21 protein-coding genes are annotated in these 24,608 nt (G+C 68.1%); 5 read left to right on the top strand and 16 right to left on the bottom strand.

Translation table 11 applies throughout. The features are described 5' to 3' along the window. Nucleotides 1-52: 52 nt before the first annotated feature. The 3 genes from H556_RS0103515 to H556_RS0103530 are packed head-to-tail and all read right to left on the bottom strand — an operon-like array spanning nucleotide 53 to nucleotide 4,803. Nucleotides 53-2,029: an acetyl-CoA carboxylase biotin carboxylase subunit gene (locus tag H556_RS0103515; RefSeq protein ID WP_024353136.1), complete on the bottom strand. Its 1,977-nt coding sequence runs from the start codon at nucleotides 2,027-2,029 to the stop codon at nucleotides 53-55. Between the two features lie 15 nt (nucleotides 2,030-2,044). Continuing rightward, the gene (locus H556_RS15985) at nucleotides 2,045-3,220 is read right to left on the bottom strand and encodes an STAS-like domain-containing protein (protein WP_155802401.1); all 1,176 of its coding nucleotides are present in this window, start codon (nucleotides 3,218-3,220) and stop codon (nucleotides 2,045-2,047) included. Between the two features lie 47 nt (nucleotides 3,221-3,267). Next, nucleotides 3,268-4,803, bottom strand: a complete 1,536-nt coding sequence (locus H556_RS0103530; protein WP_024353138.1) for an acyl-CoA carboxylase subunit beta — start codon at nucleotides 4,801-4,803, stop codon at nucleotides 3,268-3,270. Between the two features lie 154 nt (nucleotides 4,804-4,957). Between H556_RS0103530 and H556_RS0103535 the strand changes: the two genes are divergently transcribed. Further along, complete coding sequence (locus H556_RS0103535; protein WP_024353139.1) at nucleotides 4,958-6,370, top strand: short-chain fatty acyl-CoA regulator family protein; 1,413 nt, start codon at nucleotides 4,958-4,960, stop codon at nucleotides 6,368-6,370. Nucleotides 6,371-6,542: 172 nt separating this feature from the next. Here the strand turns inward: H556_RS0103535 and H556_RS0103540 are convergent, their stop codons facing one another. Continuing rightward, entirely contained in the window at nucleotides 6,543-8,045 is a 1,503-nt protein-coding gene (locus tag H556_RS0103540) for a CoA-acylating methylmalonate-semialdehyde dehydrogenase (RefSeq protein WP_024353140.1), read from the bottom strand. Between the two features lie 104 nt (nucleotides 8,046-8,149). Here H556_RS0103540 and H556_RS0103545 point away from each other — a divergent pair, with 104 nt between their 5' ends. The 4 genes from H556_RS0103545 to H556_RS0103560 all read left to right on the top strand — a co-directional run bounded on the left by H556_RS0103545 (nucleotide 8,150) and on the right by H556_RS0103560 (nucleotide 13,525). Then, a complete protein-coding gene (locus tag H556_RS0103545) occupies nucleotides 8,150-9,043 on the top strand; it encodes a LysR family transcriptional regulator (RefSeq protein WP_024353141.1) in 894 nt (297 codons plus the stop codon). Between the two features lie 102 nt (nucleotides 9,044-9,145). Beyond that, on the top strand, nucleotides 9,146-9,856 hold the full coding sequence (locus H556_RS0103550; protein WP_024353142.1) for a response regulator transcription factor: 711 nt from the start codon (nucleotides 9,146-9,148) through the stop codon (nucleotides 9,854-9,856). Nucleotides 9,857-9,879: 23 nt separating this feature from the next. Next, nucleotides 9,880-11,217 carry a FecR family protein gene (locus H556_RS0103555; protein WP_035302736.1) on the top strand — a complete coding sequence of 446 codons (1,338 nt, stop codon included), beginning with the start codon at nucleotides 9,880-9,882 and terminating at the stop codon, nucleotides 11,215-11,217. A gap of 1 nt (nucleotide 11,218) precedes the next feature. Continuing rightward, entirely contained in the window at nucleotides 11,219-13,525 is a 2,307-nt protein-coding gene (locus H556_RS0103560) for a CHASE2 domain-containing protein (protein ID WP_024353144.1), read from the top strand. Here the strand turns inward: H556_RS0103560 and H556_RS0103565 are convergent. From H556_RS0103565 to H556_RS0103620, 12 genes are all read right to left on the bottom strand, one after another. Next, nucleotides 13,522-14,025: a hypothetical protein gene (locus tag H556_RS0103565; RefSeq protein WP_024353145.1), complete on the bottom strand. Its 504-nt coding sequence runs from the start codon at nucleotides 14,023-14,025 to the stop codon at nucleotides 13,522-13,524. The genes H556_RS0103560 and H556_RS0103565 overlap by 4 nt on opposite strands. Nucleotides 14,026-14,094: 69 nt before the next feature. After that, nucleotides 14,095-14,562, bottom strand: coding sequence for a type II secretion system protein GspM (gene gspM, locus H556_RS15810; RefSeq protein WP_024353146.1), 468 nt, complete (start codon nucleotides 14,560-14,562; stop codon nucleotides 14,095-14,097). Continuing rightward, nucleotides 14,559-15,662 carry a type II secretion system protein GspL gene (gspL, locus tag H556_RS0103575; RefSeq protein ID WP_024353147.1) on the bottom strand — a complete coding sequence of 368 codons (1,104 nt, stop codon included), beginning with the start codon at nucleotides 15,660-15,662 and terminating at the stop codon, nucleotides 14,559-14,561. Before gspL ends, gspM begins: the two co-directional genes overlap by 4 nt. Nucleotides 15,663-15,672: 10 nt before the next feature. Further along, nucleotides 15,673-16,659, bottom strand: coding sequence for a type II secretion system minor pseudopilin GspK (gene gspK / locus H556_RS0103580; protein WP_024353148.1), 987 nt, complete (start codon nucleotides 16,657-16,659; stop codon nucleotides 15,673-15,675). Then, a complete protein-coding gene (gene gspJ / locus H556_RS0103585; RefSeq protein WP_162140892.1) occupies nucleotides 16,656-17,348 on the bottom strand; it encodes a type II secretion system minor pseudopilin GspJ in 693 nt (230 codons plus the stop codon). The genes gspK and gspJ overlap by 4 nt, the downstream gene beginning before the upstream one ends. Continuing rightward, nucleotides 17,345-17,710, bottom strand: coding sequence for a type II secretion system minor pseudopilin GspI (gene gspI / locus H556_RS0103590; RefSeq protein ID WP_024353150.1), 366 nt, complete (start codon nucleotides 17,708-17,710; stop codon nucleotides 17,345-17,347). Before gspI ends, gspJ begins: the two co-directional genes overlap by 4 nt. Beyond that, the gene (locus H556_RS0103595; protein ID WP_419185420.1) at nucleotides 17,703-18,149 is read right to left on the bottom strand and encodes a GspH/FimT family pseudopilin; all 447 of its coding nucleotides are present in this window, start codon (nucleotides 18,147-18,149) and stop codon (nucleotides 17,703-17,705) included. Before H556_RS0103595 ends, gspI begins: the two co-directional genes overlap by 8 nt. A 58-nt stretch (nucleotides 18,150-18,207) precedes the next feature. Next, nucleotides 18,208-18,726, bottom strand: a complete 519-nt coding sequence (gene gspG, locus H556_RS0103600) for a type II secretion system major pseudopilin GspG (protein WP_081650868.1) — start codon at nucleotides 18,724-18,726, stop codon at nucleotides 18,208-18,210. A gap of 11 nt (nucleotides 18,727-18,737) precedes the next feature. Then, entirely contained in the window at nucleotides 18,738-19,949 is a 1,212-nt protein-coding gene (gene gspF / locus H556_RS0103605; protein WP_024353152.1) for a type II secretion system inner membrane protein GspF, read from the bottom strand. Continuing rightward, the gene (gspE, locus tag H556_RS0103610; RefSeq protein WP_024353153.1) at nucleotides 19,949-21,442 is read right to left on the bottom strand and encodes a type II secretion system ATPase GspE; all 1,494 of its coding nucleotides are present in this window, start codon (nucleotides 21,440-21,442) and stop codon (nucleotides 19,949-19,951) included. Before gspE ends, gspF begins: the two co-directional genes overlap by 1 nt. Further along, nucleotides 21,439-23,574, bottom strand: a complete 2,136-nt coding sequence (gene gspD / locus H556_RS0103615; RefSeq protein WP_024353154.1) for a type II secretion system secretin GspD — start codon at nucleotides 23,572-23,574, stop codon at nucleotides 21,439-21,441. The genes gspE and gspD overlap by 4 nt, the downstream gene beginning before the upstream one ends. Continuing rightward, a complete protein-coding gene (locus tag H556_RS0103620) occupies nucleotides 23,571-24,428 on the bottom strand; it encodes a type II secretion system protein N (RefSeq protein WP_024353155.1) in 858 nt (285 codons plus the stop codon). Before H556_RS0103620 ends, gspD begins: the two co-directional genes overlap by 4 nt. Nucleotides 24,429-24,608 lie beyond the last annotated feature (180 nt).

The raw sequence follows: 24,608 nt of genomic DNA on the forward strand, positions 1-24,608 counted from the left end.
GTCCCCCGGTCGCTCCTGCGGAGCGCCGGAGGATGACGAAAGAGGGAAAGCATCACTCGAACTCCACCAGCACGTCGTCGGCCGCCACCGGATCGCCGGCCTTGGCCTTGACGGCCTTCACCTTGCCGTCGCGCTCGGCCTTGAGGATGTTCTGCATCTTCATGGCTTCGATGATGGCGACGGTCTCGCCGGACTTGACCTCCCGCCCCTCGGTGACGGGGATGTCGACCACCAGACCCGGCATCGGCGACAGCACCAGCTTGGAGGTGTCCGCCGCCTGCTTCTCGGGCAGCAGAGCATAGAGGTGCGCCACGTCGGGACGCAGCACCCGCACCCGCGCCTTGGCCGCGCGGTGGCGGATGTCGAAGCCGTCGGCGGCGCGCTTCACCTCGGCGGTGAAGGCGTCGTCGTCCAGCACCGCCTTGAACAGCGACAGGCCCGGCCGCCAGTCGATCTCCGACAGGGAGACCTCCTCGCCGTCGATGGCGACGATCAGGTCCTCGGCCTCGTCATAGCCGACCTCGACCTCATGGGCCGTCTTGTCGACCAGCACGGTCCAGTCGGTGCGCTCGCTGGGGTCGCCGTCCTGTTCGGCGATGACCTCGTTCATGGCCACGGCCGAGGCGATCAGGATCTTCACCTGCTCCGGCGTCGGCGCCAGACCGTGGAAGCCCTCGGGGAACTCGTCCTTGATGTAGCTGGTCGACAGCTGGCCGGACTGGAAGCGTTCCTGGTCCATGACCGCCGCCAGGAAGGGCACATTGTGGCCCAGCCCCGACAGATGGGTGTCCTCCAGCGCGCGGGCCATGCCGCGCACGGCGTCCTCGCGCGTCTCGCCCCAGGCGCACAGCTTGGCGATCATGGGGTCGTAGAACATGCTGATCTCGTCGCCCTCGCGGACGCCCGAGTCATTGCGGACGATGTAGTCGCCCTGATCGCCTTCCTCGGGCTGCTCATAGCGCACCAGACGGCCGATCGACGGCAGGAAGCCGCGATAGGGGTCCTCGGCGTAGATGCGGCTCTCGATGGCCCAGCCGTTGATCGAGAGGTCTTCCTGCCTGATCGCCAGCTGCTCGCCCCAGGCCGAGCGGATCATCTGTTCGACCAGATCGACGCCGGTGATCAGCTCCGTCACCGGATGCTCGACCTGCAGACGGGTGTTCATCTCAAGGAAGAAGAAGCTCTTGTCCTGACCGGCGACGAACTCGACCGTGCCCGCCGAGTCATAGTTCACCGCCTTGGCCAGGGCGACGGCCTGCGCCCCCATGGCGGCGCGGGTGGCCTCGTCCAGCAGGGGCGACGGCGCCTCTTCGATGACCTTCTGGTTGCGGCGCTGGATCGAGCATTCGCGCTCGAACAGGTGGATGACGTTGCCGTGCTTGTCGCCCAGCACCTGAATCTCGATGTGGCGCGGGTCGACGATGAACTTCTCGAGGAAGACGCGGTCGTCGCCGAAGGCGTTCAGCGCCTCGGCCTTCACGGCGGCGAAGCCCTCGGCCATGTCGTCGTCCGAATGGGCGACGCGGATGCCCTTGCCCCCGCCCCCGGCCGAGGCCTTGATCATCACCGGATAGCCGATCTCACGCGCGATCTTCACGGCCTCCTCCGGCGTTTCGATCAGGCCCATATGGCCCGGCACGGTCGAGACGCCCGCCTCGGCCGCGAACTTCTTGGACGTGATCTTGTCGCCCATGGCGTCAATCGCCTCGGGGTTCGGCCCGATGAAGGCGATGCCCTCGGCCTTCAACCGCCGCGCAAACCCGGCGTTTTCCGACAGGAAACCGAAGCCGGGGTGCACGGCCTGCGCCCCCGTCTGCTTCACGGCGTCCACGATCTTATCCTGGATCAGATAGGACTGGGCAGCGGGCGACGGGCCGATGTGAACCGTCTCATCCGCCATCTCACACGCCAGCGAACCAGCGTCGGCGTCGGAATAGACGACGACGGTTTTGATGCCCATCTTGCGGCAGGTCTTGATGACGCGAACAGCAATTTCGCCTCGGTTGGCGATGAGGATTTTGGAGAACATGGTCAGTCTCGGATTCTAGTTTGTCTGCCTAAGCCGGGAAGCGATTTCGCGAGAAATGATGCCTTGAATGACATCATTCGCTCGCTGAACGAGTACTCGGCGCCTTAGCCATTCTTCGCCCCTTTTCTCGGCCAACTTCGCGAAGACTTCGTCAGCGAAGCTGCTGCTGATCACCGAGATGTCCGCAAACGATATGATCACGCCGCCCCCATCATCAGCGGCGGCGGCCAAGTTTTCAACTAGATTTCGGAAACGTTCTCCGCCAGCTCTAGTTGATATGTCGCCAATACGGTCTCTAACAAATATAGTATAATGATCTTCATCATGATCAAAAGTCTTGTCTATGAAGTCGAAATATATTTCATGGGATTTTCCTTCAAATACCAATGCGTTTTTTAGCAGATCTGGATCGTCGAGGCCGACCGACCAGTGCACCAATGTTCCTGAGAAGGGAATTTTCTCTGAAGACGAAGAAACCGAGTTGTTCATTCTATTGTAGAACAATCTTGCATACCCGCTATCCATAAGGAAATGCCCCTTGGATTTCATCGCAATCTGGGATGTACCAAATAGGCCGTTCCCTTTGTTGTATCCTTTGTTGCTTGTCACGCCCTCTTTGATTGACTGGCTTAGGGCTTCGGGGGCGTTATGAATTCCAATCCTTTTCATAGACTCTGGAATTCCTTTGCCGGAGTCTCCGACAACAAACTCAACCACCCGCTTTTTCTTGAAAATTGTCGCTTCTAGATAGGCCCCGTTTCGGGATCCTCCGTGGTTGAATACATTGTCGACTACCTCATTCAGAGACCATTCGAGTGCTTGAAGTTGAGGTCGACCAACCCCCGGAACCGCAGTCAGGATGGTCCTGAGAACCTGATCCACGGCCAAGTGCACTTGCTTGCTCGACATAACGTGGATGAGTGAAGTGCTTCCCGAAACTGATTTCGGAATATCGTCGAACGGCTGACGAAGGATGTGAAATTCCCAGCAGTTCTTCTTGAATATGGACGCGAGCTTTTTGTCTTCGGGAGCTACGAAAAGATACGAAATCTCAGGAGATAGCTGAGATATCAAACCAATCATGGCGCTAGGCATAGCTTTCTTAGTGTTGGAAAAATCAAGGATTATGTCCTTCTTCCCAGATCTTTCGAGCCCATGAAGTCCGGCCAAAAGAAACTTGTAGGACTTCAAATCCACCTCAGCAGGAAACGTGATAGTTCGGTCCACGATATGATCGCCTACAGCGGGATGTTGTCGTGCTTCTTCCAGGGATTTTCCTGGGTCTTGTTCTTCAGCGTCTTCAGGGCCTTGATCAGGCGACGGCGGGTGCCGTGGGGCATGATGACGTCGTCGATGTAGCCGAGGCCGGCCGCCACGAACGGATTGGCGAAGCGTTCCTTGTATTCGGCCTCGCGCGCGGCCAGGGCCTCGGGGTCGCCGGCCTCCTTGCGGAAGATGATCTCGACCGCGCCCTTGGCGCCCATGACCGCAATCTCGGCGGTGGGCCAGGCGTAGTTGACGTCGCCGCGCAGGTGTTTGGAGCTCATGACGTCATAGGCCCCGCCATAGGCCTTGCGCGTGATGACCGTCAGCTTGGGCACGGTGGCCTCGGCATAGGCGAACAGCAGCTTGGCGCCGTGCTTGATCAGGGCGCCGTACTCCTGCTTGGTCCCCGGCATGAAGCCCGGCACGTCGACGAACGTCACCAGCGGGATGTGGAAGGCGTCGCAGAAACGCACGAAGCGCGCGGCCTTGCGGCTGCTGTCGATGTCCAGCACCCCCGCCAGCGTCTGGGGCTGATTGCCGACGATGCCGACCGGCTGGCCGTCCAGACGGCCGAAACCGCAGATGATGTTCTTGGCGAAGTCAGCGCCGATCTCGAAGAAGTCGGCCTCGTCGACCGTCTTCAGGATCAGCTCCTTCATGTCATAGGGCTGGTTCGGATTGGCCGGGACCAGGGTATCCAGCGAGGCCTCGTCGCGATCCGGCTCGTCATAGGTTTCGCGGACCGGCGGCGTCTCGCGGTTCGACAGCGGCAGGAAACCGATCAGGCGGCGGACCTCCGACAGGGCCTCCAGATCGTTCTCGAAGGCGCCGTCGGCGACGCCCGACTTGCCCGCATGGACGCGGGCGCCGCCCAGATCCTCGTGGCTGACCACTTCGTTGGTGACCGTCTTCACCACGTCGGGGCCGGTCACATACATGTAGGAGGTGTCCTTCACCATGAAGATGAAGTCGGTGATGGCGGGCGAATAGACGTCGCCGCCCGCGCACGGGCCCATGATGACCGAGATCTGCGGGATGACCCCCGAGGCCAGCGTGTTCTGCAGGAAGATGTCGGCGTAGCCGGCGAGGCTCTCCACCCCTTCCTGAATACGGGCGCCGCCTGCGTCGAACAGGCCGATGATCGGCGCGCCCGCCGTCAGGGCCATCTTCTGGATCTTGACGATCTTGGCCGCGTGGGCGCCCGACAGCGAACCGCCGAACACGGTGAAGTCCTTCGAGAAGACATAGACCAGACGGCCGTTGATCGTGCCGCGCCCGGTGACGACGCCGTCGCCGGGGATGCGCTGGTCCTGCATCCCGAAGTCGTGGCTGCGGTGCTCCACGAACATATCGGTCTCTTCGAAGGAGCCTTCGTCCAGCAGGACGCCGATGCGTTCGCGGGCGGTCAACTTGCCCTTGGCGTGCTGGCTGGCGATGCGCTTCTCGCCCCCGCCCAGCTTGGCGGCGGCGCGGCGGCGCTCGAGTTCCTCGAGGATGGCCTGGCTCATGGTTGGGCGACTCCCTGACTTCGTTCAGGGTCCAACAAGCCGCTTCGTTGCAAAAAGGCAATCGCAACTTTGCAAAAGGTGCGTAAGTGCGTAAGCCTGCCAAGGCGCACAGGCGTTTTTGCAAAGTTGCAACGCCGATGACCGATGCAGGGCGATGGCTGAAAAACTCTACCTCGGGACCAAGGTCCGCAAGCTGCGCGAGACGCGCGGCTGGACGCTGGAGCAGTGCGCCGGGCGGCTGGCGCTGTCGCCGTCCTACCTGTCGCAGATCGAGACCAATCAGCGTCCGGCGACGGCGCGGGTGCTGATCGCCCTGACACGGGCCTTCGACGTGGACGCCAGCCTGTTCGACCTGGACGGCGACGCCCGCCTGATCGCCGACCTGCGCGAGGCGACCACCGACGTCGCGGGCCACGCCGAGGCGCCGACGGCGGGCGAGCTGAAGCAGGCGGCCATGAACGCGCCCCGGCTGGCGCGACAGTTTCTGGCCCTGCATCAGGACTATCGCCGTCTGGACGAGCGGCTGAAGACGCTGAACGAGACGCTGGGCCGCGACGAACGCGCCACAGTCGCCGCCCCCGCCCTGCCCTATGAGGCGGTGCGCGACTTCTTCCACTATCGCGACAACTACATCGACGCCCTGGATCGGGCGGCCGAGGATCTGGCCGCACGGCTGAACCTGGGCGACGGCGCCCACCCTGAGCGCGAGTTGGAGGCCGCCCTCAACGACCTGTGCGGCGTGCGCGTCGCCACAAGTCAGGGGCGCGGCGCCATGCGACGCTTCGATCCAGGCGCGCGCATCCTCTATGTCGACGCCAGCCTGCCGGGCGCCACCCGCGCCTTTCAGATGGCGCACCAACTGGTTCGCTTACGGTTCGAGGACCTGATCGAGCACGAGCTGGACCGCGCCGCCTTCGACATTCCCGCCGCGCGCGACGTGTGTCGGGTCGGTCTGGCCAACTATGCGGCGGGGGCGCTGCTGCTGCCCTATCGTGCGTTTCTGGAGGCGGCGCGGGAGCTGCGGCACGACGTGGACCGCCTGCGCAACCGCTTTCACGTCAGCTTTGAACAGGCCTGCCACCGGCTGAGCACGCTACAGCGCCCCGGCTGGCGCGGCGTGCCCTTCTACTTCGCGCGGGTGGACATGGCGGGCAACATCACCAAACGGCACAGCGCGACGCGCTTCCAGTTCGCCCGCTTCGGCGGCGCCTGCCCGCTATGGAACGTGCATGAGGCGTTCAGCGCCCCGGACCGAATTCTGGTCAATCTGTCGGAAATGCCCGACGGCGCCCGCTACGTCTGCCTCGCCAAGAGCGTGTCCAAGCCCGGCGGGTCGTTCCTGGAGCCGGACCGGCGCTATGCGCTGGGTCTGGGGTGCGAGATCGAGCACGCGGCCCAGTTGGTCTATGCGGACGGGCTGGACCTCAACGGCCCACCCACGCGCATGGGCGTCAACTGCCGCATCTGCGAGCGGACGGACTGCACGCAACGGGCGTTTCCGCCAATCGACCGCACGCTGGCCGTGCCGGAGAACGAGCGGGGGGTGATCCCGTATGTTCTCAGTTGAATCCTTCCCCCGATGGGAGAAGGTGCCCCGAAGGGGCGGATGAGGGTTCTCGGCCTCAGTCGGCGTAAGCCGTCGCAAAACGGCTGACTTCGGAACCCTCACCCTTTCGCCTGTTCCAATCGCCTTCGGCTCTTGGTGGCTCAAGCCCTCTCCCATCGGGAGAGGGTCAGAGTCAGCTCATCGTCGGGATGATGAAGCTGGAGTCTTCATGCTCCAGAGCGCTGTCGGGCCAGCGGGCCGTCACCGTCTTGGTCTTGGTCCAGAACTTCACGCCTTCCATGCCGTACTGGTTGGTGTCGCCGAAGCCCGAACGCTTCCAGCCGCCGAAGGAGTGGTAGGCCACCGGCACCGGGATCGGCACATTGATGCCGACCATGCCGACGTTGACGCGGGCGGCGAAGTCGCGGGCCGCGCGGCCGTTCTGGGTGAAGATGGCGACACCGTTGCCGTACTGGTGCTTGCTCGGCAGGCTCAGGGCCTCCTCAAAGTTGGCGGCGCGGACGATCTGCAGCACCGGGCCGAAGATCTCTTCCTGATACGACGACATGTCCGTCGTCACATGGTCGAACAGCGACGGGCCGATGAAGTAGCCTTTCTCATGCCCCTGCAGGCTGAAGTCGCGCCCGTCGACGACCAGTTCGGCGCCTTCCTCAACGCCCTTGCTGATCCAGCCGGCGACGCGGTCACGGTGCTGGGCGGAGACCACCGGGCCATAGTGAGCCTGGTCATCGGTCGAGACGCCGACGCGCAGGGTCGGGATTTCGGCGACCAGACGCACGCGCAGTTCATCGGCGGTCTTCTTGCCGACCGGCACGACGACCGGCAGGGCCATGCAGCGCTCGCCGGCCGAGCCATAGGCCGCGCCCGACAGGTCCTTGATGACCTGATCCAGATCGGCGTCGGGCATGACGATGCCGTGGTTCTTGGCGCCGCCCATGGCCTGGACGCGTTTCCCGTGCTGGGCGCCCGTCTGATAGACGTAGTGGGCGATGTCCGACGAGCCGACGAAGCTGACGGCGTGGATGTCGGGATGGGCCAGGATGGCGTCGACCGCCGTCTTGTCGCCGTGGACGACGTTCAGCACGCCCTTGGGCGCGCCCGCCTCCATCATCAGTTCGCCCAGACGCACCGGCACGGACGGGTCGCGCTCGGACGGCTTCAGTATGAAGGTGTTGCCGACGGCGATGGCGACGCCGAACATCCACATCGGGATCATGGCCGGGAAGTTGAACGGGGTGATGCCCGCCACCACGCCCAGGGCCTGACGCGAGGAGTAGACGTCGATGCCCGGACCGGCGCCCAGCGTGTATTCGCCCTTCAGGGCGTGCGGGATGCCGCAGGCGAACTCGATGACTTCCAGACCACGCTGGATGTCGCCCTTGGAGTCGGCGATGACCTTGCCGTGCTCGCTGGACAGCATCTCGGCCAGTTCGTTCATGTTCGCCTCGACCAGGCGCTTGAACTCGAACATGACGCGGGCGCGGCGCTGCGGGTTGGTCGAGGACCAGCCTTCAAAGGCGGCCTGCGCCGACTGGACCGCGCGGTCCATCTCGCTGACGGTCGCCAGTTGGACGCGTGCCTGAACCTCGCCGGTATTGGGGTTGAAGACGTCGCCGAAGCGGCCCGACGCCCCCTCGAAAGCCGCACCGTCGATGAAGTGGCGAATATCGCGCATTGAACGTCTCTCCCGATGATTATGGTTCTTCGTCAACCTGCCCTAGCAGAGCGGGTCGATCAGGCCCATTGCAATCTTGCAGGTGATGATGTGCATATCTGCATATGTTCGACTGGGATGATCTGAGGGTGTTTCTGGCCGCCGCCCGCGCCGGGTCTCTGGCCACGGCGGCGCAGCGGCTGGGCGTGGATGCGGCCACCGTCGGGCGGCGTGTCGCGCGGCTGGAGACGGCGCTGAAGTCGACCCTTCTGGTGCGCTCGGCCGCCGGGCTGCACCTGACGGCCACCGGCGCCCAGTTGCTGGAGCGAGCGCTGGACGCCGAAAGCGCGATGGAGGCCGCCGGGCGCGTCACCCAGCCCGACCTGATCGCGGGCGCCGTGCGGATCAGCGCCTCGGAAGGCTTCGGCGGCGCGGTGTTGGCTCCCGCCCTGCCGGGCCTGCTGGCGGCGCATCCGGGACTGAACGTCGAACTGGCGGCCAGTTCCGGCTTCCTGTCGCCCAGCCGGCGCGAGGTGGACATGGCCATCACTCTCAGCCCCGCCGACAGCCCGCGCCTGATCGTCGAGCCGCTGACCACCTATCAGCTGGCGCTCTACGCCGCCCCCGAACACCTGGAACGGCACGGGGAGCCCGATAGCATCGACGATCTGAATCGTTTCGACATGGTCGGCTATGTCGACGACCTGATCTATGCCCCCGAGCTGCGCTATCTGGAGGAGATCCGGCCCAACCTGCGGCCGCGACTGGCGTCCTCGTCCATCCGCGCCCAGCGGGACATGGTGGCGGCGGGCGGCGGCATCGGCGTCCTGCCGTGTTTTCTGGCCGAAGGGCTGACGCGGATTCTGGCCGATCAGGTGCTGATCGAACGGCGCTTCTGGCTCAGCACCCACCGCGAGGTTCACGGCGCCGCCCGGCTGAAAACGGTGCGGCGCTGGATCAAGTCCCTGTGCCGGGATCAGGCTCCCCGCTTGACCCCACTGCCAGGCTTGTCACAGTGAATTTCAACCTTTCCGCGAGGTGACCATATTTTACATTTTACACTCACCTAATCCGCCACTTCCACGGCTATGGTTCAGCCATTCCCCGGAGCGTGCAGAACTATGAAAATCGCGGTGTTGGATGACGATCCTGTCCAGTTGGAGTTCATCTCCGACGTGGTCGAGGACGCCGGTTATCGCGCCACTCTTTTTTCGCGAGGCCAGGCGCTGATCTCGGCGCTGCGCAAGGACACCTTCGACATGATCATTGTCGACTGGAACCTGCCGGATCGGTCGGGGCTGGAAATCCTGACCTGGGCGCGGAACAATCTGAAGCCCGCGCCGCCCATGCTGCTGGTCACCAGCCGCGCCGAGGACGAAGACGTGGTCGCAGGCCTGGACGCCGGGGCTGACGATTACCTGCCCAAGCCCTTGTCCAAACCGGTGCTGGCCGCGCGCATCAACGCCCTGATCCGCCGCGCCTACGCCCAGCCGGTCACGCCGGGGATAGAAACCTACGACGACATCGTCTTTCACGAGGCGGCAGGCAGCGTGGCGCGCAATGGCGAGACAATCGCCCTGACGGCCAAGGAATACGCCCTGGCCCTGCTGCTGTTCCGCAACCTGCACCGGGCGCTGTCGCGGACCTATATTCTGGAGACGGTCTGGGGCAACGAGCCCAACCTGAACAGCCGCTCGCTGGACATGCACGTCTCGCGCGTCCGCAACAAGCTGGAGCTAAGGCCGGAGCAAGGCTTCCGCCTGACCCCCATTTACAGCTACGGATACCGCCTGGAGCGCGTCGCGGGGGCCGAAACCGCCGTCGACGCCTGAGTATAGGCGGAATGAGACGAGGCATGAGCAACAACTGGGCCAGTGTTCTGGCGGCTGCGGTGCTGCTGTCGGCGGCACCGGCGGCGGCGCAGTCGACCGCCCCTTCACGCCAGGCCGAGACCCTCGACTATGTGGTTCGCCCCGGCGACACCCTGATCGACCTGGCGACCGCCTATATGAACCGGCCGCTGGATTACCGTCGGGTGCAGCGCGAGAATAGGGTGGCCAATCCGCGCCGCCTGTCGATCGGACGCACCCTGGCTCTGCCCGTGGATCTGCTGCGCGCCGATCCGGATGAGGCGCGCATCGCCGGCTTTCGCGGCGCCGTCAGCCTGAATCAGGGCGGCGTTTCGGGCGCGCCCACAACCGGTCAGATCGTTCGTGAGTCCGCCGTCCTGAGCACCGGCGCCAACGCCTTCGTCCGCCTGGCCCTGTCGGACGGCAGCCATGTGGTCGTGCCTTCCAACAGCCGCGTGCGCGTCAGCCGCCTGCGCCGCTACGCCATCAACGGCGCCGTCGATCACGCCCTGACCGTCGAAACGGGCCGCGCGGAATCCAGGGTCACGCCGCGCACCCGCCCGGGCGGCTTCGCCATCCGCACCCCCGTCTCGGTTTCGGCCGTGCGCGGCACCGACTTCCGCGTCTCCTTCGACGAAGCCAGCGAACGGTCGGCCACCGAAGTGCTGGAAGGCGCCGTCGCCGTGGCCTCTGGCGAGGCTGAGCAACTGGCCGCCGCCGATGAGGGCGTCAGCGCCGCCGCAGGCGCCGTTCGCCTGCTGCCCCTGCTGCCCGCCCCCGCCCTCGCTCGCCCCGACGCGCCTCAGACCCAACCCCAGGTCGTTTTCGAGGTCCAGCTTCTGCCCGGCGCCGAACGCTATCGCGGCCGCGTCGCTCAGGACGCCGGCATGATCGAGGCCTTCGCCGAGGCCGACAGCCCGCCCGGCGGCCCGCTGGCGTTCGGAGACATGGAAGAAGGCGCCTACTTCCTGCGCCTGACCGCCCTGTCGCCCGAGGGGCTGGAGGGCAAGGCCACGACCTACAGTTTCATCCGCGCCCGTAACGGCGTCGGCGGTCTGGCCTCGGCGATGGACCAGCGCGACCGCAGGCGTTTCTATCGCTTCCGCTGGGAGGCCGAGGGCGTGGGCGAAGCCTCGTTCCGCTTCCAGCTGTGGCGCGAAACCGAGGAGGGCGGCGTCGACGGCCCCCTTCTGATCGACCAGCCCGGCCTGACCGACGAGGCCTTCACCCTCAGCGACCTTCCGCCAGGCGTCTACAGCTGGCGGGTACAGGGCGCGCGTCACCGCTTCGGCCGCCTGCTGGAAGCCTGGTCCGAGCCGCAACAGCTGCGCATCGGGCGCTAGGGTGGCGCCCGCGCCTTCCGGGCTGAGAGGCGGCTGGAAACGCTGGTTCGGCGCTCGCCTCACCGGCCGCCGCGCCCTGGTCGAATGGGTCGTCGTTGCGGCTTCATCCGCCCTGCTGGTCAGTTGGCTGGCGCTGACGCCCGTGGCCGACGGGCCCGACCACCTGGCCTATGACGTCCTGATGCGGGCCAAGGCCGGGCCGGCTGACGAGAACATCGTCATCATCGCCATCGACGACCGCAGTCTGGAGGCCCTGGGGCAATGGCCCTGGCCGCGCGACCTGCACGCCCGCCTGATCGACCGCCTGACCAAGGCGGGCGCCGGGCCGGTCGCCTATGACGTCCTGTTCACCGAGCCGTCTTCGCAGGATGACGCCCTGGCCGCCGCCCTGGCTCGCAACGGCAAGGTCCGCCTGCCTGTCGTCGTGGATGCGCCGGGTCTGAACGACGCCGCCTTTCGCGAAGACGCCCCCGCCCCCATTCTGGCCACGTCGGCAGCGGGGATGGGCCACGTCAATCTGACGGTCGACAACGACGGCGTCGTGCGTCGCCTGCCCCTGTATCTCCAGTCGGGCGATCAGAGCTGGCCGCATCTGATCCTGCCTCTGGCCGCCACGAGAACCGCTATCCCGCCGCCGCCCGCGCCACAGGCCGACGACGCCCTCTATCCCGCCGCATCGGAGGCTGTCGTCTATCGCGGCCCGCCCGGCGCCTTCCGCACCCTGTCCTTTGCCGATGCATTGACCGGCGAGACGCCCGCCGCCTTTCTGAAGGACAGACTGGTGCTGGTCGGGGCCACCGCGCCGGGACTGGGCGACCGCTACGCCACCCCGGCCACGCCGCACGGCGAGCTACGCCCCGGCGTCGAGGTGCAGGCCGCCCTGTTGCAAACCCTGCTGGACGGCGGCGGCCCTCGCAGCCTCTCGCCCGGCTGGGTGCTGGTCCTTTCCCTGCTGCCGCTCAGCCTGCTGGTCGTCGGCTTTCTGATCCTGCGCCCGGCGGCCAATATGGCGCTGGGCGTCGGTCTTATCATCCTGACCCTGTTCGCCACAGCGCTGGCCTTCCTGGCGGGCGGCCTGTGGTTCCCGCCCTCGGCGGCCGTGGCCGGGCTGGCTCTGGCCTATCCGCTGTGGAGCTGGCGCCGCCTGGCCGCCGCCTCGGCCTATATGCAGAGCGAGGTCGAGGCCTTCGAGCGCGACGGCGTACGTCTCAGCGGCCCGGCCCGAGGCGGCGACGTCGTGGCCCGTCAGGTCGACGCCCTGCGCGCCGCCGTGCGCCAGGTCCGCGACCTCGAACGCTTCATCTCCGACGCCCTGCGCAGCCTGCCCGACGCCACGGTGGTGGCCGACCCCTACGCCCGCATCATCCTGTCCAACGACCGGGCCGAGGCCCTGTTCGGCGACCAGTTGCAAACGGACGCCGACCTGCCCCTGCTGTTCCAGTCGCTGGGCGAGCCCGCCTGGCGCCGCTTCCTCGACCCGGACGGCGATCCCGGCGAGATCACCACGCCCGACGGCCGCATCCTGAAAGCGGCGGCCTCTGTCCTGACCGACGCCGAGGGGCAGCCCGTCGGCCACATCGTGCGCTTCGCCGACATGACCCGTTTCCGCGCCGCCGAGCGCCAGCGGACCGAGGCGCTGCAACTGCTCAGCCACGACATGCGCGCGCCCCAGGTGTCGATCCTGACGCTGCTGGACGGCCCCGCGCCGCGTCTGGACGCAGCGGTCCAGAAACGCATCGCCGATTACGCGCGCCAGACCCTCGACCTGGCTGAAGGCTATGTGCAGCTGGCCCGCGCCGAGAGCCAGCCCTATCGCTCAGAGCTCATGGACCTGGGTCAGGTGGCGATGGACGCCGCCGACATCCTGTGGCCCCAGGCGTCGAAGAAGGGCGTCCGCATCCTGACGCCCGACGGCGAAGAAGAATTCCTGGTTCAGGGCGATCCCGCCCTGCTGCGTCGCCTGACCACCAATCTACTGGACAACGCCCTGAAATACGGCCCCAGCGACGGAACCATTCAGGTCAGCCTGAGCGGCGCCGAAGAAAACGGCCGCCCGGTCTGCGTCCTCAGCGTCAGCGATCAGGGACCCGGTCTGTCCGAAGACGCCGCCCGGCGCCTGTTCCAGGCCTTCGGTCACGGCGGCGCCGACCATCGAGGCGCGGGCCTCGGCCTCGCCTTCGTCCGCACGGTCGCCGAGCGTCACGGCGGAACCATCAGTCATCAGCCCGGCACGCCAGGCGCGACCTTCGTCCTGACCTTGCCCAGGATCATTGAGACAGAGTCGCCCGCGACCAGCTCCGCAGGCTAGTTCGCGGCTTCCAGTTGCGCCACCGCCGCCTCGGCCAGCAGGTTCGCCGCACCGTCCGCCTGACGACGCCCCAGCACCGCGACCGCCGACGCGCGATAGGCGCCCGCCTCATCGCCCGGTCCCGTCAGGATCACGCTCAGGGAGTGGATCTGACGGTTGCGGCTCCACCATTGCGGCAAATGCGGCGCCTCGGTCCATTCGCCGCCCCGCGCATCGACATCGGTGAAGACCCCGGTCTTCTGCGGCCGCACGGCATAGGCCGTCTCAACCCGCCAGGCGGTCTTGTCGTCCACCTCGCGCCAGCCGCGCGCGGCCAGCGCCTGGCGCACGGCGTCGCTCGCCGCGCGATCGGCCGCAGTCGGCGCTTCGCCCTCGAACAGGCGATAGGCGGTCACAGCGACAGGCACGACGGCCGACAGGCGGGTCTCGACGCGCGGCGCCGAGGCGCAGCCCGCCAGAACGGCCGCACTGATCAGGGGAAGAGCTGCACGTGAGAACATGACTGCGATACCTGCCCCGGCGCGCCGCCCAAGTCCACAACCGTCGAAGGGAGCAGGTTGAAAAGCGCTCTAGGCGCCCGAGGCCAGCGCGCCGCTGACGCCCAGCGTTCCGTCAGCATTTTCGACCACGCCCAGTTCCTCGATCCGCGCACCGCCCTGCTCCAGCGCCGCCAGCCAGCCGAAGGCCTGGGTCGTCGTCACGCGATCCAGTCGAAAACCCAGCCGCCCGCCTTCGGACATGCCCAGCGCCGGCTGAACGCCCGCCGCCGATGCCGTCGAAGCGACGAGCGCCTGAAGGTCGACAGCCTCGGTCGGTCGCGCGCCTCGCTGGGCCACAGCGGTCTGAACCTGCGCCATCTGCCGCTCGGCCGCGACGCGGGCGCGCGCCTGATCGGCCCTCCAGCCGTCCAGCGGCCGCACCACGCCCAGCCAGGCGATGACGCCCAGCACCACAACGCCCATGACCGCCAGCATCCGCCGTTCGCGCAATGACCGCCCGTCCCACAAGGCGACGACGGATGTGAAGGAGGTCCTCATCGGGCGCCTCCGATCGTGAGCGTGCTGATCATCCGCCCGCCCTCCTCAGCCGAGGTTTCATCGACCACCGCCAGACCGGCCTCGACCAGGTCGACGCGCACGCCGTCCAGATCATTGAAGGCCGCGTGGTTCATCGTGACCCGCAGCCCTTCGCCGCCCAGCGTCGCATCATCCAGTTCGGCGCCCGGCACACGCTCGACGGCGGCGAAGACGGCGGCCATGGCGCGCGCAGTTCCGCCCGGCGGCGGGCCAGCGTCCAGACGGCGCAGAGCTTCGGGCGCCGCATCCTTCATCGTCGCCAGTTCGGGATACAGCTTCACCGCCCCGGCCCTTGCGTCCGCTCCGGCGCGATCCGCCGCCGCACGGTCACGCAGCCCTTCAGCCGCCATCAGGATCAAAGGCGAGACCAGAAGCGCCGCCGCCAGACCGGCCGCCAGCCGCCAGCCCCTGGCCGCCTGCCCCCGCTCGCGCCGGTCATGGACCTGCAACAGATCGACCGACGCCGCCATCGCCCCCGCCGCCATCGCGACGTCCAGCGCCTCGCCCTGCAGCCAGTCGAGCGCGCGCCCGGCCGCAATCGCCTCGACGAGATCAGGCTGCACCGTCGCAGCGAAGGTCGAACCGCGCAGAGCCACGTCCGCGCCCACCTGCGCAGCGGCCAACATCTCGCCTTCCAGCGGCGCGGGCAGGCAAAGATTGTCCGGCACAACGACTTCGGGCCGAATGTCGAAGGTCTCCATCCACCGCAGCCAGGCCTGCAACAGCTTAGCCGACACCGCCGCCGTCAGGCGCGGGCCGCCGTCGACAGGCGCGGCGCCCAGCGCGACGTCCAGCCCTTCGACCTCGCCCGCCGCCTGATCACGCAACGTCCAGCGCGCGGCGGCTCTGGCCTGGGCCATATTGCCCGGCGGCAGGTCCAGCCAGCGCGTCATGACGTCGGCGCCCGGCGCTACGGCGATGGTCCGGATCGGCGGCGGGGTCTCGGCCTGATGCGGGTCCAGTTCGCCGCGCCCGACGACGCGGCCTTCGCGATCGACCAGCAGGAAACGCGCGGGCAAGGTCGCGTTGGTCGGGATGAACAGGATGCGGGCGTGGCTCATTCTTCCATGCTCATTCTTCAGGCGTCCAGCGACGGATGACGGTGCGCGCCACGCCATCAGGCGCGACGTGGATCAGGGCGGTGCGGACGGCGCGGGCGTCGCCGTGCTCGATCTCGACCCTCAGGTCGAAATAGCGGGTAGCCAGGGTGATCTGGCCCTTGGCCTCTTCTTCTACGACGACGCTGGAGAGGGCGGGCTGAGCCCAGAAGGCGTCCGGGCTGCTCCACCCCGCCGCCGGGCGCGCGGCGATAGCCGCCTTGGCCGCGTTCAGCCCCACCACGCCCCGACTGATCGCGACCAGAAGCACGGCGTCCTGCGGCTCCAGCGTATTGACGTTCAGCGGCGACAGCCTCGCCTCCGGCAAGGCGCACAGATGTGGCCTCAGGCGGCGATAGAGTGCGTCGTCCACCTCCGCCACGGCGCGCAGTTCGCTAACCTCGGCCAGCATGACTCCGCCGGTGCGATAGGGCGTAGGGCGGCTGGCGTAGGCGGCGTCCTCGGCCCCCTGCGGCGAGACCTCGTCGTCGCCGTCCATCCAGTCGGTCAGGGCCGCCGCCACCGTCGCCATCCGCCCGCGCGGCGCGCCCAGCGCCTCGCCGAGCGCGATGAACTGCGCCGCTCCTTCCGGCCGGGCGATCAGATCCTCGCCCTGCCCCAGCACCAGACTGTTCAGGTTGAAACAGGCCTGGCCGTCGCGGATCACCGCACGCCCCTCGCCCTCTTCCAGCGGCAGGGCGAAGACGCGGCCGTTCCACTGGGGTTGAAGCGGCGTGCGGGCAGGATCAGCGCGGACCAGATCGGACAGCCGCCGCCGCGCCAGGGCCTCCGCCCCCGCCGCAAAGCCTTGCGCCTGCGCCTGGCTCTCGGCGTTGGTGGTACGCCGCACGGAAAAGCGCACATCGTCCAGCAGCACCACGCACAGCGCCGCCATCACCGCCACCAGCAGCAGGACGGTCAGCAGGGCCATGCCCCGGCGGTCACGCGCGCCCGGCTTCATGCGGCGGCGACCATAAACAGCTGCTCGACCGGGCCGAAGCCGTCGAGCGTCAACGTCACCCGCACGGCGTCCGGCAGGGGCCGGTCGCTGCTGGCGGAAAAGGCGGGCGCCTCGGACCCGTTCTGGATGAAGGCGACGCGGGCGTCCTTCACCCCGCGATACAGCACCTGCGGCGGCCCGGCTCGCGTTCCATCCAGATAGGGGGCGACGCGGCGCTCCAGCCGGTCCTCGACCAGTCGGTATTCTACCCGCTGCAACGAGGCGCGCGGCGCGCCGTCCGGGTTGCTCCAGCCGCTGCGGGCCAGCACCAGCAGGGGATCGCCCGGCCGTTGCGGCCCCATGATCGCCTGAGGCGCCGGACGCCCCGTCGGCCCGCGCACCCGACGCCCCGTCGCCTGCGCCAGATCAGCGCGCAGCAGTGCCCGCGTGCGTTGCAGAGCTGCTACTCGGTCAGCATTGGCCTTCACCGCAAATCGGTTGTCGATCGACTGCCCCAGAACCAACGCGCCCGCCCCCGCAAGCAGGGCGAAGATCAACAGAGCGATCATGACTTCGACAAGGGTGAACCCTTGTCGGCTTTTCGCGCTATCGCTCGCGCCACGGGCGCTCGCTGCTTGAGCGCGTTTGGAAGCGCTACCGCTCGCCGCGCGGCGGCTCGCTGCTTGAGCGGATAGGCGATCTTTCGTCATGCCCCCGCCGCCCGGAACAGCACCCGCTCGGCGGCCTGTTCCTCGTCGGCGAAGACGCGCACGACGATGGCGCCTACGCCCGGCATATCCGTCGCGCTGACCACCCGCACCCAGCGCCACTCGCGCCCGCCCAGCGACGCCTGACCGCCCGTGCTGCCGCTGGGCAGGTCGCGCGCGATCATCGCCTCGGCGGCCACATTATCGGCGACGATGCCGCCCAGCGTCCGCGTTTCGACCCGCGCCGCCGAGCGGGTGCTCTCGCCTGACAGGTTCAGCAGCGCCATCGCCGCCAGACCGAACACGGCCAGCGCCACCAGGCATTCGATCAGGGTGAAGCCCGCACGGGACGAACCCTCACTCATGGATCGTCACCTCGCCCGCGCCGTCGATGGCCACGGTGACGGCCTGACCCTCGCGCTCCAGCCGCACACTGGCGGCGTCGGCGCCGCCGGTGGGGTCGAACACGGCGCGGGCGGCTCCGGCGACGGCGGCGCCCTCGCCCCACGCCTTGGGCGCCAGAACGCCGGTTAAAGGCGTCCAGACGGCGCCGTCGAAGCTCTCGAAACCATAGCCCGCCGCATCGGCGCGCAGGGCTACCGGACGGTTCGTCATCACCGCCTCCTCCCGCGCCAGCGTCAGGCGCGCAGCGAACCGCTCGGCCTCGACCGCCAGCGTCGGACGCGGGTCCGGCATGGATAGCATCACCGCCCCCGCCGCCACGCCGATAATGGCGATGACCACCATTAACTCGACAAGGGTAAACCCTTGTCGCGCGCTACCGCTCGCCGCGCGGCGGCTCACTGCTTCAGCGCGTTTGGGCGTGTCCACGGCTGTCGAGCGAGCCGAACGGGAATGCGCCTCAGCCCTGCCAGTTGCCGATGTCGGCGTCATTCCCCTCGCCCCCTTCCTGACCGTCGGCGCCGAAGGACCAGATGTCGAACTGGCCGCCATGGGCGCTGCGGCGGCGGTACTGGTAGGGATTGCCCCACGGATCTTCCGGCAGGCGACGGACATAGCCGCCCTGGCGATAGCGTTCCGGCCGCGCCAGATCGGCAGGCGGCGCGGTCAGGGCTTTCAGCCCCTGTTGGTCCGTCGGGAAGGTCAGATTGTCGAGGCGATAGGTCTCCACCGCCTGCTCCAGCACCGAGATGTCGGCCCGCGCCTTGCCGACCATCGCCTTGTCCTGACTGGGCAGGACGTTGATCGCCACCACCGTCGCCAACAGGCCGATGATGACGATGACGACCATCAGCTCGACAAGGGTAAACCCTTGTCGTGCGCTACCGCTCGCCGCGCGGCGGCTCGCTGCTTGAGCGCGTCGGGCGCGCGCTTGGTGGACATGGCGCAGGCGTCGGGCGCAGGTCTTGAGAACGGACATCAATGCCTCTCTCACCCCAAAGCCAGGGTGTTGATCTGAAGAATGGGAAGCAGGATCGACAGCACGATCACGGCGACGATCCCGCCCATGACCACGATGATCGCTGGCTCCAGCAGGCTGAGCATCACGGCGGTGAAGTTGGAGAATTCGCGCTCCAGATAGTCGGCCGCACGCTCCAGCATGGGCTCCAGCCGACCGCTGCTTTCGCCGGATGCAGTCATGTAGACGAGGATGGGCGGGAAGACCTCGGCGCGGCGCATGGCGGCCGACAGGCCCCCGCCTTCGCGCACGGCCTCGGCCATCTGTTCGGTGGCGCGGCGCAGGGCGCGGTTGGAGACGGTGCGGGCGGTGATGGTCAGCCCCTCCAGCACCGGCAGGCCCGCCGCGATCATGGTCGACAGGGTGCGGGCCATGCGCGCTCCGTGCAGATCGCGCGTCAACCGCCCGACCAGCGGCAGCCTGAGAACCCAGGCGTCCAGCTTCAGCCGCACCGCCTCGCGACGCCGCGCGATCAACCCAGCGACAACCACGACGGCGACTATCAGCACCATCAGCCAGCCCCAGTCGCGCATCAGGTCCGACAGGCCGATGACCAGCCGCGTCAGCAGCGGCAGGGTCTGGTCCATGCTGTCGAACTGATCGACCACCTTGGGCACGATATAGGTCATCATGGCGACGATGACGCCCAGCGCCACGACCGCCAGCACGCATGGATAGACCAGCGCCGTCAGCACCTTGCCGCGCACGACCTCGTCCCGCTCCAACCCGTCGGCCAGCCGTTCGAGAATGGGCTGGAGCGCGCCCGACTGCTCGCCCGCCGCCGTCATGGCGCGATACAGCGGCGGAAAGGCCGCGCCCTGCTGGCCCATAGCGTCGGACAGGCGCCGCCCCTCGATCACCCCAGCGTGGACGCCTTCCAGCACGCGGCGCACGTTGGGCCGGTCGGCCTGAAGCATCAGGTTCCGCAGCGCCTCCTCCAACGGAGAGACGGAGATCAGCGTCGCCAGCTGCCGCGTCGTCAGCGCCAGCGCCTTGGGCGACAACCGTCCTGCCTTGCCGACCTTCGACGCCGCGACCGCCCCCGCACGACCGGGCGACAGTTGCAGCGGCGCCAGCTGACGCTTCGCCAGCGCCTTGCGCGCGGCGGCCTCATCGGCGGCGCTCAGCGAGCCGCTGACCATCCGCCCGGCCGCATCGGCGGCGATGTAGTCGAAGGCCGCCATCAGGCCGCGACCTCTTCGGCGGCGGTTTCCTGACGCGCCACGCGCAGGGCCTCCTCGACCGAGGTGACGCCTTCCAGCACCAGCGCCCGCGCCCGGTCGGCCAGCGTCCCGCCGCGCGCGAAGGCGGCGTCGAACACCGCGTCCTCATCGGCACCCGAGGCGATCAGGCGGCGCACCTTCTCGTCCACCGTCAGCGTCTCATAGAGGCCGATGCGGCCGACATAGCCGGTCGAGCCGCAGTCGGCGCAGCCGTGCGGGCGCCAGACGCGCACGCCCTCTTCGGCGCCGATCAGACGCGCCGTCGCCCTGTCCGCAGTCTCCTCGATCCGGCAGTGCGGGCACAGGCGCCGCACCAGCCGCTGCGCCACCACCAGCCGCAGGGTCGAGGCCAGCAGGAAGGGCTCGACCCCCATGTCGCGCAGGCGCGTCACGGCTCCGGCCGCGTCATTGGTGTGGACCGTCGACAGCACCAGGTGGCCTGTCAGCGACGCCTGCACGGCGATGGCCGCCGTCTCCGTGTCGCGGATCTCGCCGACCATGACCACATCGGGATCCTGACGCAGGATGGCGCGCAGACCGGCGGCGAAGGTCATGCCGACCTTGGGGTTCACCTGCGTCTGGCCCACGCCCTCCATGGCGTATTCAACCGGGTCTTCGACCGTCAGGATGTTGCGCGAGCCGTCGTTCAGCAGCGACAGTCCGGCATAGAGGCTGGTCGTCTTGCCCGAACCGGTCGGGCCGGTGACGAGGATGATGCCGTTCGGCTCGGCCAGCGCGTGACGGAAGGCCTCCAGCGCCGCCGGATTCATGCCCAGCCGATCCAGCGTCAGCCCGGCCTGATCCTTGTCCAGAATCCGCAGCACCACCCGCTCGCCCGCCCGCGACGGCAGGGTCGAGACGCGCACGTCCAGCGACTTTCCGCCCAGCGTCAGGGGAATGCGCCCGTCCTGAGGTTTGCGCTTCTCGGCGATGTCGAGACGCGCCATGACCTTGATACGCGACACCAGCAGCGGCGCCACGCGTGGGTTCAGGCTCAGCGCCTCGCGCAGCACCCCGTCCACCCGCATCCGCACCAGCAGGCGCGTCTCATAGCTTTCCAGATGCACGTCCGAGGCGCCGATGCGGGCGGCCTCGGCGATGACGCCGTTGATCAGGCGGATGACCGGCGCGTCGTCCGTGGCGTCCAGCAGGTCCGCCGCCGCCGGAATGTCGTCCACCAGACTGTCCAGCCCCACCGGCAGGGACAGGTCGTCGCCGTCGGCCGCCGTCAACTGCTCGCCCGCATAGACTTCCGACAGCTTGCGATCGAAGGCGGCGGCGCTGAGCGGCGTCGCCTCCAGCGGGCGGCCCAGCGCGCGGCGCGCCTCGACCAGCGCCAGAGGGTCTGCGCCCTCGCGCACCCCCACCGCCATCACCTCGCCCGCCGCCAGCAGCAGGACGCCGTGAGTCTTGGCGAAGCCGTAGGGCAGACGCGGATCGACGACGGTGATCACCGCGCGCCCCCCGATACCGGCGGCAACGGCCGGGCCGCGACCGGCGCCACAGGGGCGATGACCAGCGGCTCGCCTGCTGCCGGGGCCGCAGGCGGCTGGGCCTGCATATAGTCGCGCAGCAGGGCGTCGAGGCTCGGCTCGCGATCTGGGTGAACGCGCTGCTGCTCGCCGCGCATATAGCCCCAGCGATCCGCCGCCAGCCCCTGCGCGTCCGCCGTGGTGCGCAGGATGGTCGGGCGCAGGAAGACCATCAGATTGGTCCGTCCCCGCTCGCGGCTGGTCGAGCGGAACAGGACGCCGACGCCCGGAATGTCGCCCAGCCCCGGCACCTTGCTGGTCTCCAGCCGATCGTTCTGATCCAGCAGGCCGCCCGCCACGGCGATGTCGCCGTCATCGACGACCAGCGTCGTCTCCAGCTCGCGCTTGTCCAGGATCAGGTCGTTGGCGCCGCTGGTCAGCAGGCCGTTGATGCTCGACACCTCCTGCCGCAGGGTCAGGGTGATGGAGCCGCCCGCATTGATCTGGGGCCGCACCGTCAGGCGCACCCCGATGTCCTTGCGCTCGGTCGTTGTGAAGGGGTTGGAGTTGCCGTCCAGAATAGCCCGGCCGGTGGTGATCGGCACCTCCTGCCCGACCAGGAAGGTCGCCTCTTCGTTGTCCAGCGTCATGATCGACGGGGTCTGCAACAGGTTGGAGCCCGCGTCCGTCTTGGCCGCATTGATGATGAAGCCGAACAGGCCGTCGCCCCACTTGCCGCCCGCCCCGCCGACAAAGCCGTTGGCGCCCAGCAGGCTGTTCAGAGCCAGGTTCTGCAGCCGTTCGCGCAGGGGATCGTCCTTGTCGAGCTGGCCCGCCGCCGCCCCGCCCGCAATGGGGACCAGCGGCGCCGCGCGGTCGGAATAGTTGGTCAGACCGACGCCGTTTTCGCCCGCCATCAGCCACTGCACGCCCAGATCGCGCACGGCCTTGTCGCTCAGTTCGACGACGATGGCCTCGATCAGCACCTGCTGGCGACGCACGTCCAGTTGGCGGATCACCTCCGTCAGGGTGCGTTGCAGGTCCGCCGGGCCGGAGATGACCAGAGCGTTCGCGCCGGGGAAACGGGCGATCGTGGCGCGCTGGCCGGTGGCGGTCACCGTGGTCGAGCCGATCGGCCCGCTGTCGCCCTCGCCCGTCGTGGTCAGGCCGCCCTGCCCCATGCCGCTGGTCGTCTGGTTCGTCCCGGCGCGGGCGGTCCGCAGGCGCGGGGACGAGGTCGCCGCCGCATCCGCAGGCTGCCCCACGATCTGTTGCAGGACCGGCAGAAGCTGCTCGGCGTCCGCGTGCTCCAGAAAGACGACATTGACGTCCTGACTGGCCCGCGCCCGGCCGTCCAGATCGGCGATCAGGCCGCGCACCCGCGCCAGCGCCTGACCGTCCCCGCGCAGCACCAGGGCGTTGGAGCTTTCGACCGGGGTGATCGTCACCAGGCCGGGACCGCCGGGACCGCCCGTCACCTGTTGCAGCACGCCTGCGATCTCGCGCGCCGAGGCGTTCTCCAGCGCCACGACCTCATAGGCCGAACGGTCCACGTCGATGCGGCCGACCAGCGCCCGGATGCGCGCCAGGTTGTCGGCGAAGTCGGCCACCACCACGCTGTTGGCGCCGGGATTGGCCAGCACCTGCCCCTGCGCTCCAACCAGAGGCCGGATCGTCTCGGCGGCCGAGGCGGCGTCGATGTGGCGAAGGGTGAAGACCTCGGTCGAGAACCGCTCGGCGCCGACCGTGGCCGGACCCTGCGCCGCACCCTGCGCCGGACTGATGCGATAGGCGCCTGACGACGTCGGCGTCACGACGAGGCCATTGGCCCGCAGCGTCGACAGGAAGACCTCAAATAGTTGGGCGCGGGTCAGGGGACGCGGGCTGGACACCGTCACCGTGCCCATCACCGCCGGATCGACGATGAAGGTGCGCCCCGTCGTGCGCGCCACATCCTGCACGAAAGCGCGGATGTCGGCGTTCTGGACGTTCAGCGTCTGGCGCGTCTCCTGCGCCATCACCGGCGCGGCGGCCAGCGGCTGGACCGCCAGAACAGCGGCCAGAACGCCGGTAAGCAGGGAGCAGCTTCCAGAGCGACGACTGGGGGCCTTCATGGGCGCGTCCTTAGGGTGGTGGAGCGGACCTGACCGTCGCGCTCGAACTGAATCTGGGCCGAAGGGGTGTCGGCCAGCTGGCCGCGCAGGGCGGCGAGCGCCTGAGGGCTGTTCAGGGCCGTGCCGTTGACAGACAGGATGACGTCGCCCGAGCGCAGCCCCGCATTGCGCAACTCGCCCCCGTCGCCCGATGCGGAAACGGTCAGGCCGTTGACGCCCAGCCCCTGGATGCGGGGTCGCAGCCTCGCCTGGGCGATCAGGCGCTGAGGATCGACCACCGCGTCCTCGGCCGAGGCGGGTTCAGGCGCCGTCACAGCGGGTTGCGGCGTCGTTGCAGGCGCTGCAGGCACGGCGCCCGAGACCATATCGGGAAAGTCGAGACGGAACGGCGCGCCGCCGCGCGACAGCATGACATGATCAGGGGCGACCGAGGTCAGGGTCAGACCCGCCTCCAGTTCCTCGCCCGCGCCGACCGAGACCTGGCGTCCGTCCGACAGGCCGATGATGGCCGAACCGCCGCCCGCGCCGTCCGCGCGCACGCCGAACAGGGTCAGGCCGCCGCCGTCCGACGGAGATGTTTGCGCACCTCCACCGCCGTTACGGAAGAAGGCGTCGAAGCGCGACAGGATGCTGAGATCGACCTCCGGCAGAAGACGCGCCTGCACGGCCTGCGGCGCCGGAGCCGCGAACAGCCAGACCAGCCGCCCGCCCTGCGCCAGAAGAAGCAGGATCAGCGCCGCTTCGACCACGCGCCGCAGCGGCAGATGACGAAGGGATAGGCGGCGAAGAGACAGGCCGTCCCGGCCCCATGAAACGCCGCTCAGTTTGCGAAGGCCAGCGAGCAAGGAAGACATCCCCCACGGCCTCTCGCGGCCGCAACGCCTCCCTAGGCGGATGCTCCGTACCCGGCTCGCTCCGAACCATGACAGCGCCGAGAAGTTGTCACGACAGATGCAGCGGGTTCGGAGCGAATGACGTGCAAACGTCACCCTCCCACAGCGAGAGGGCGAATAAAAAAGCCGGGAGGCCGCTAG

Source organism: Brevundimonas naejangsanensis DSM 23858 (assembly GCF_000421705.1).
In the GTDB taxonomy this organism is placed as follows: Bacteria; Pseudomonadota; Alphaproteobacteria; order Caulobacterales; family Caulobacteraceae; genus Brevundimonas; species Brevundimonas naejangsanensis.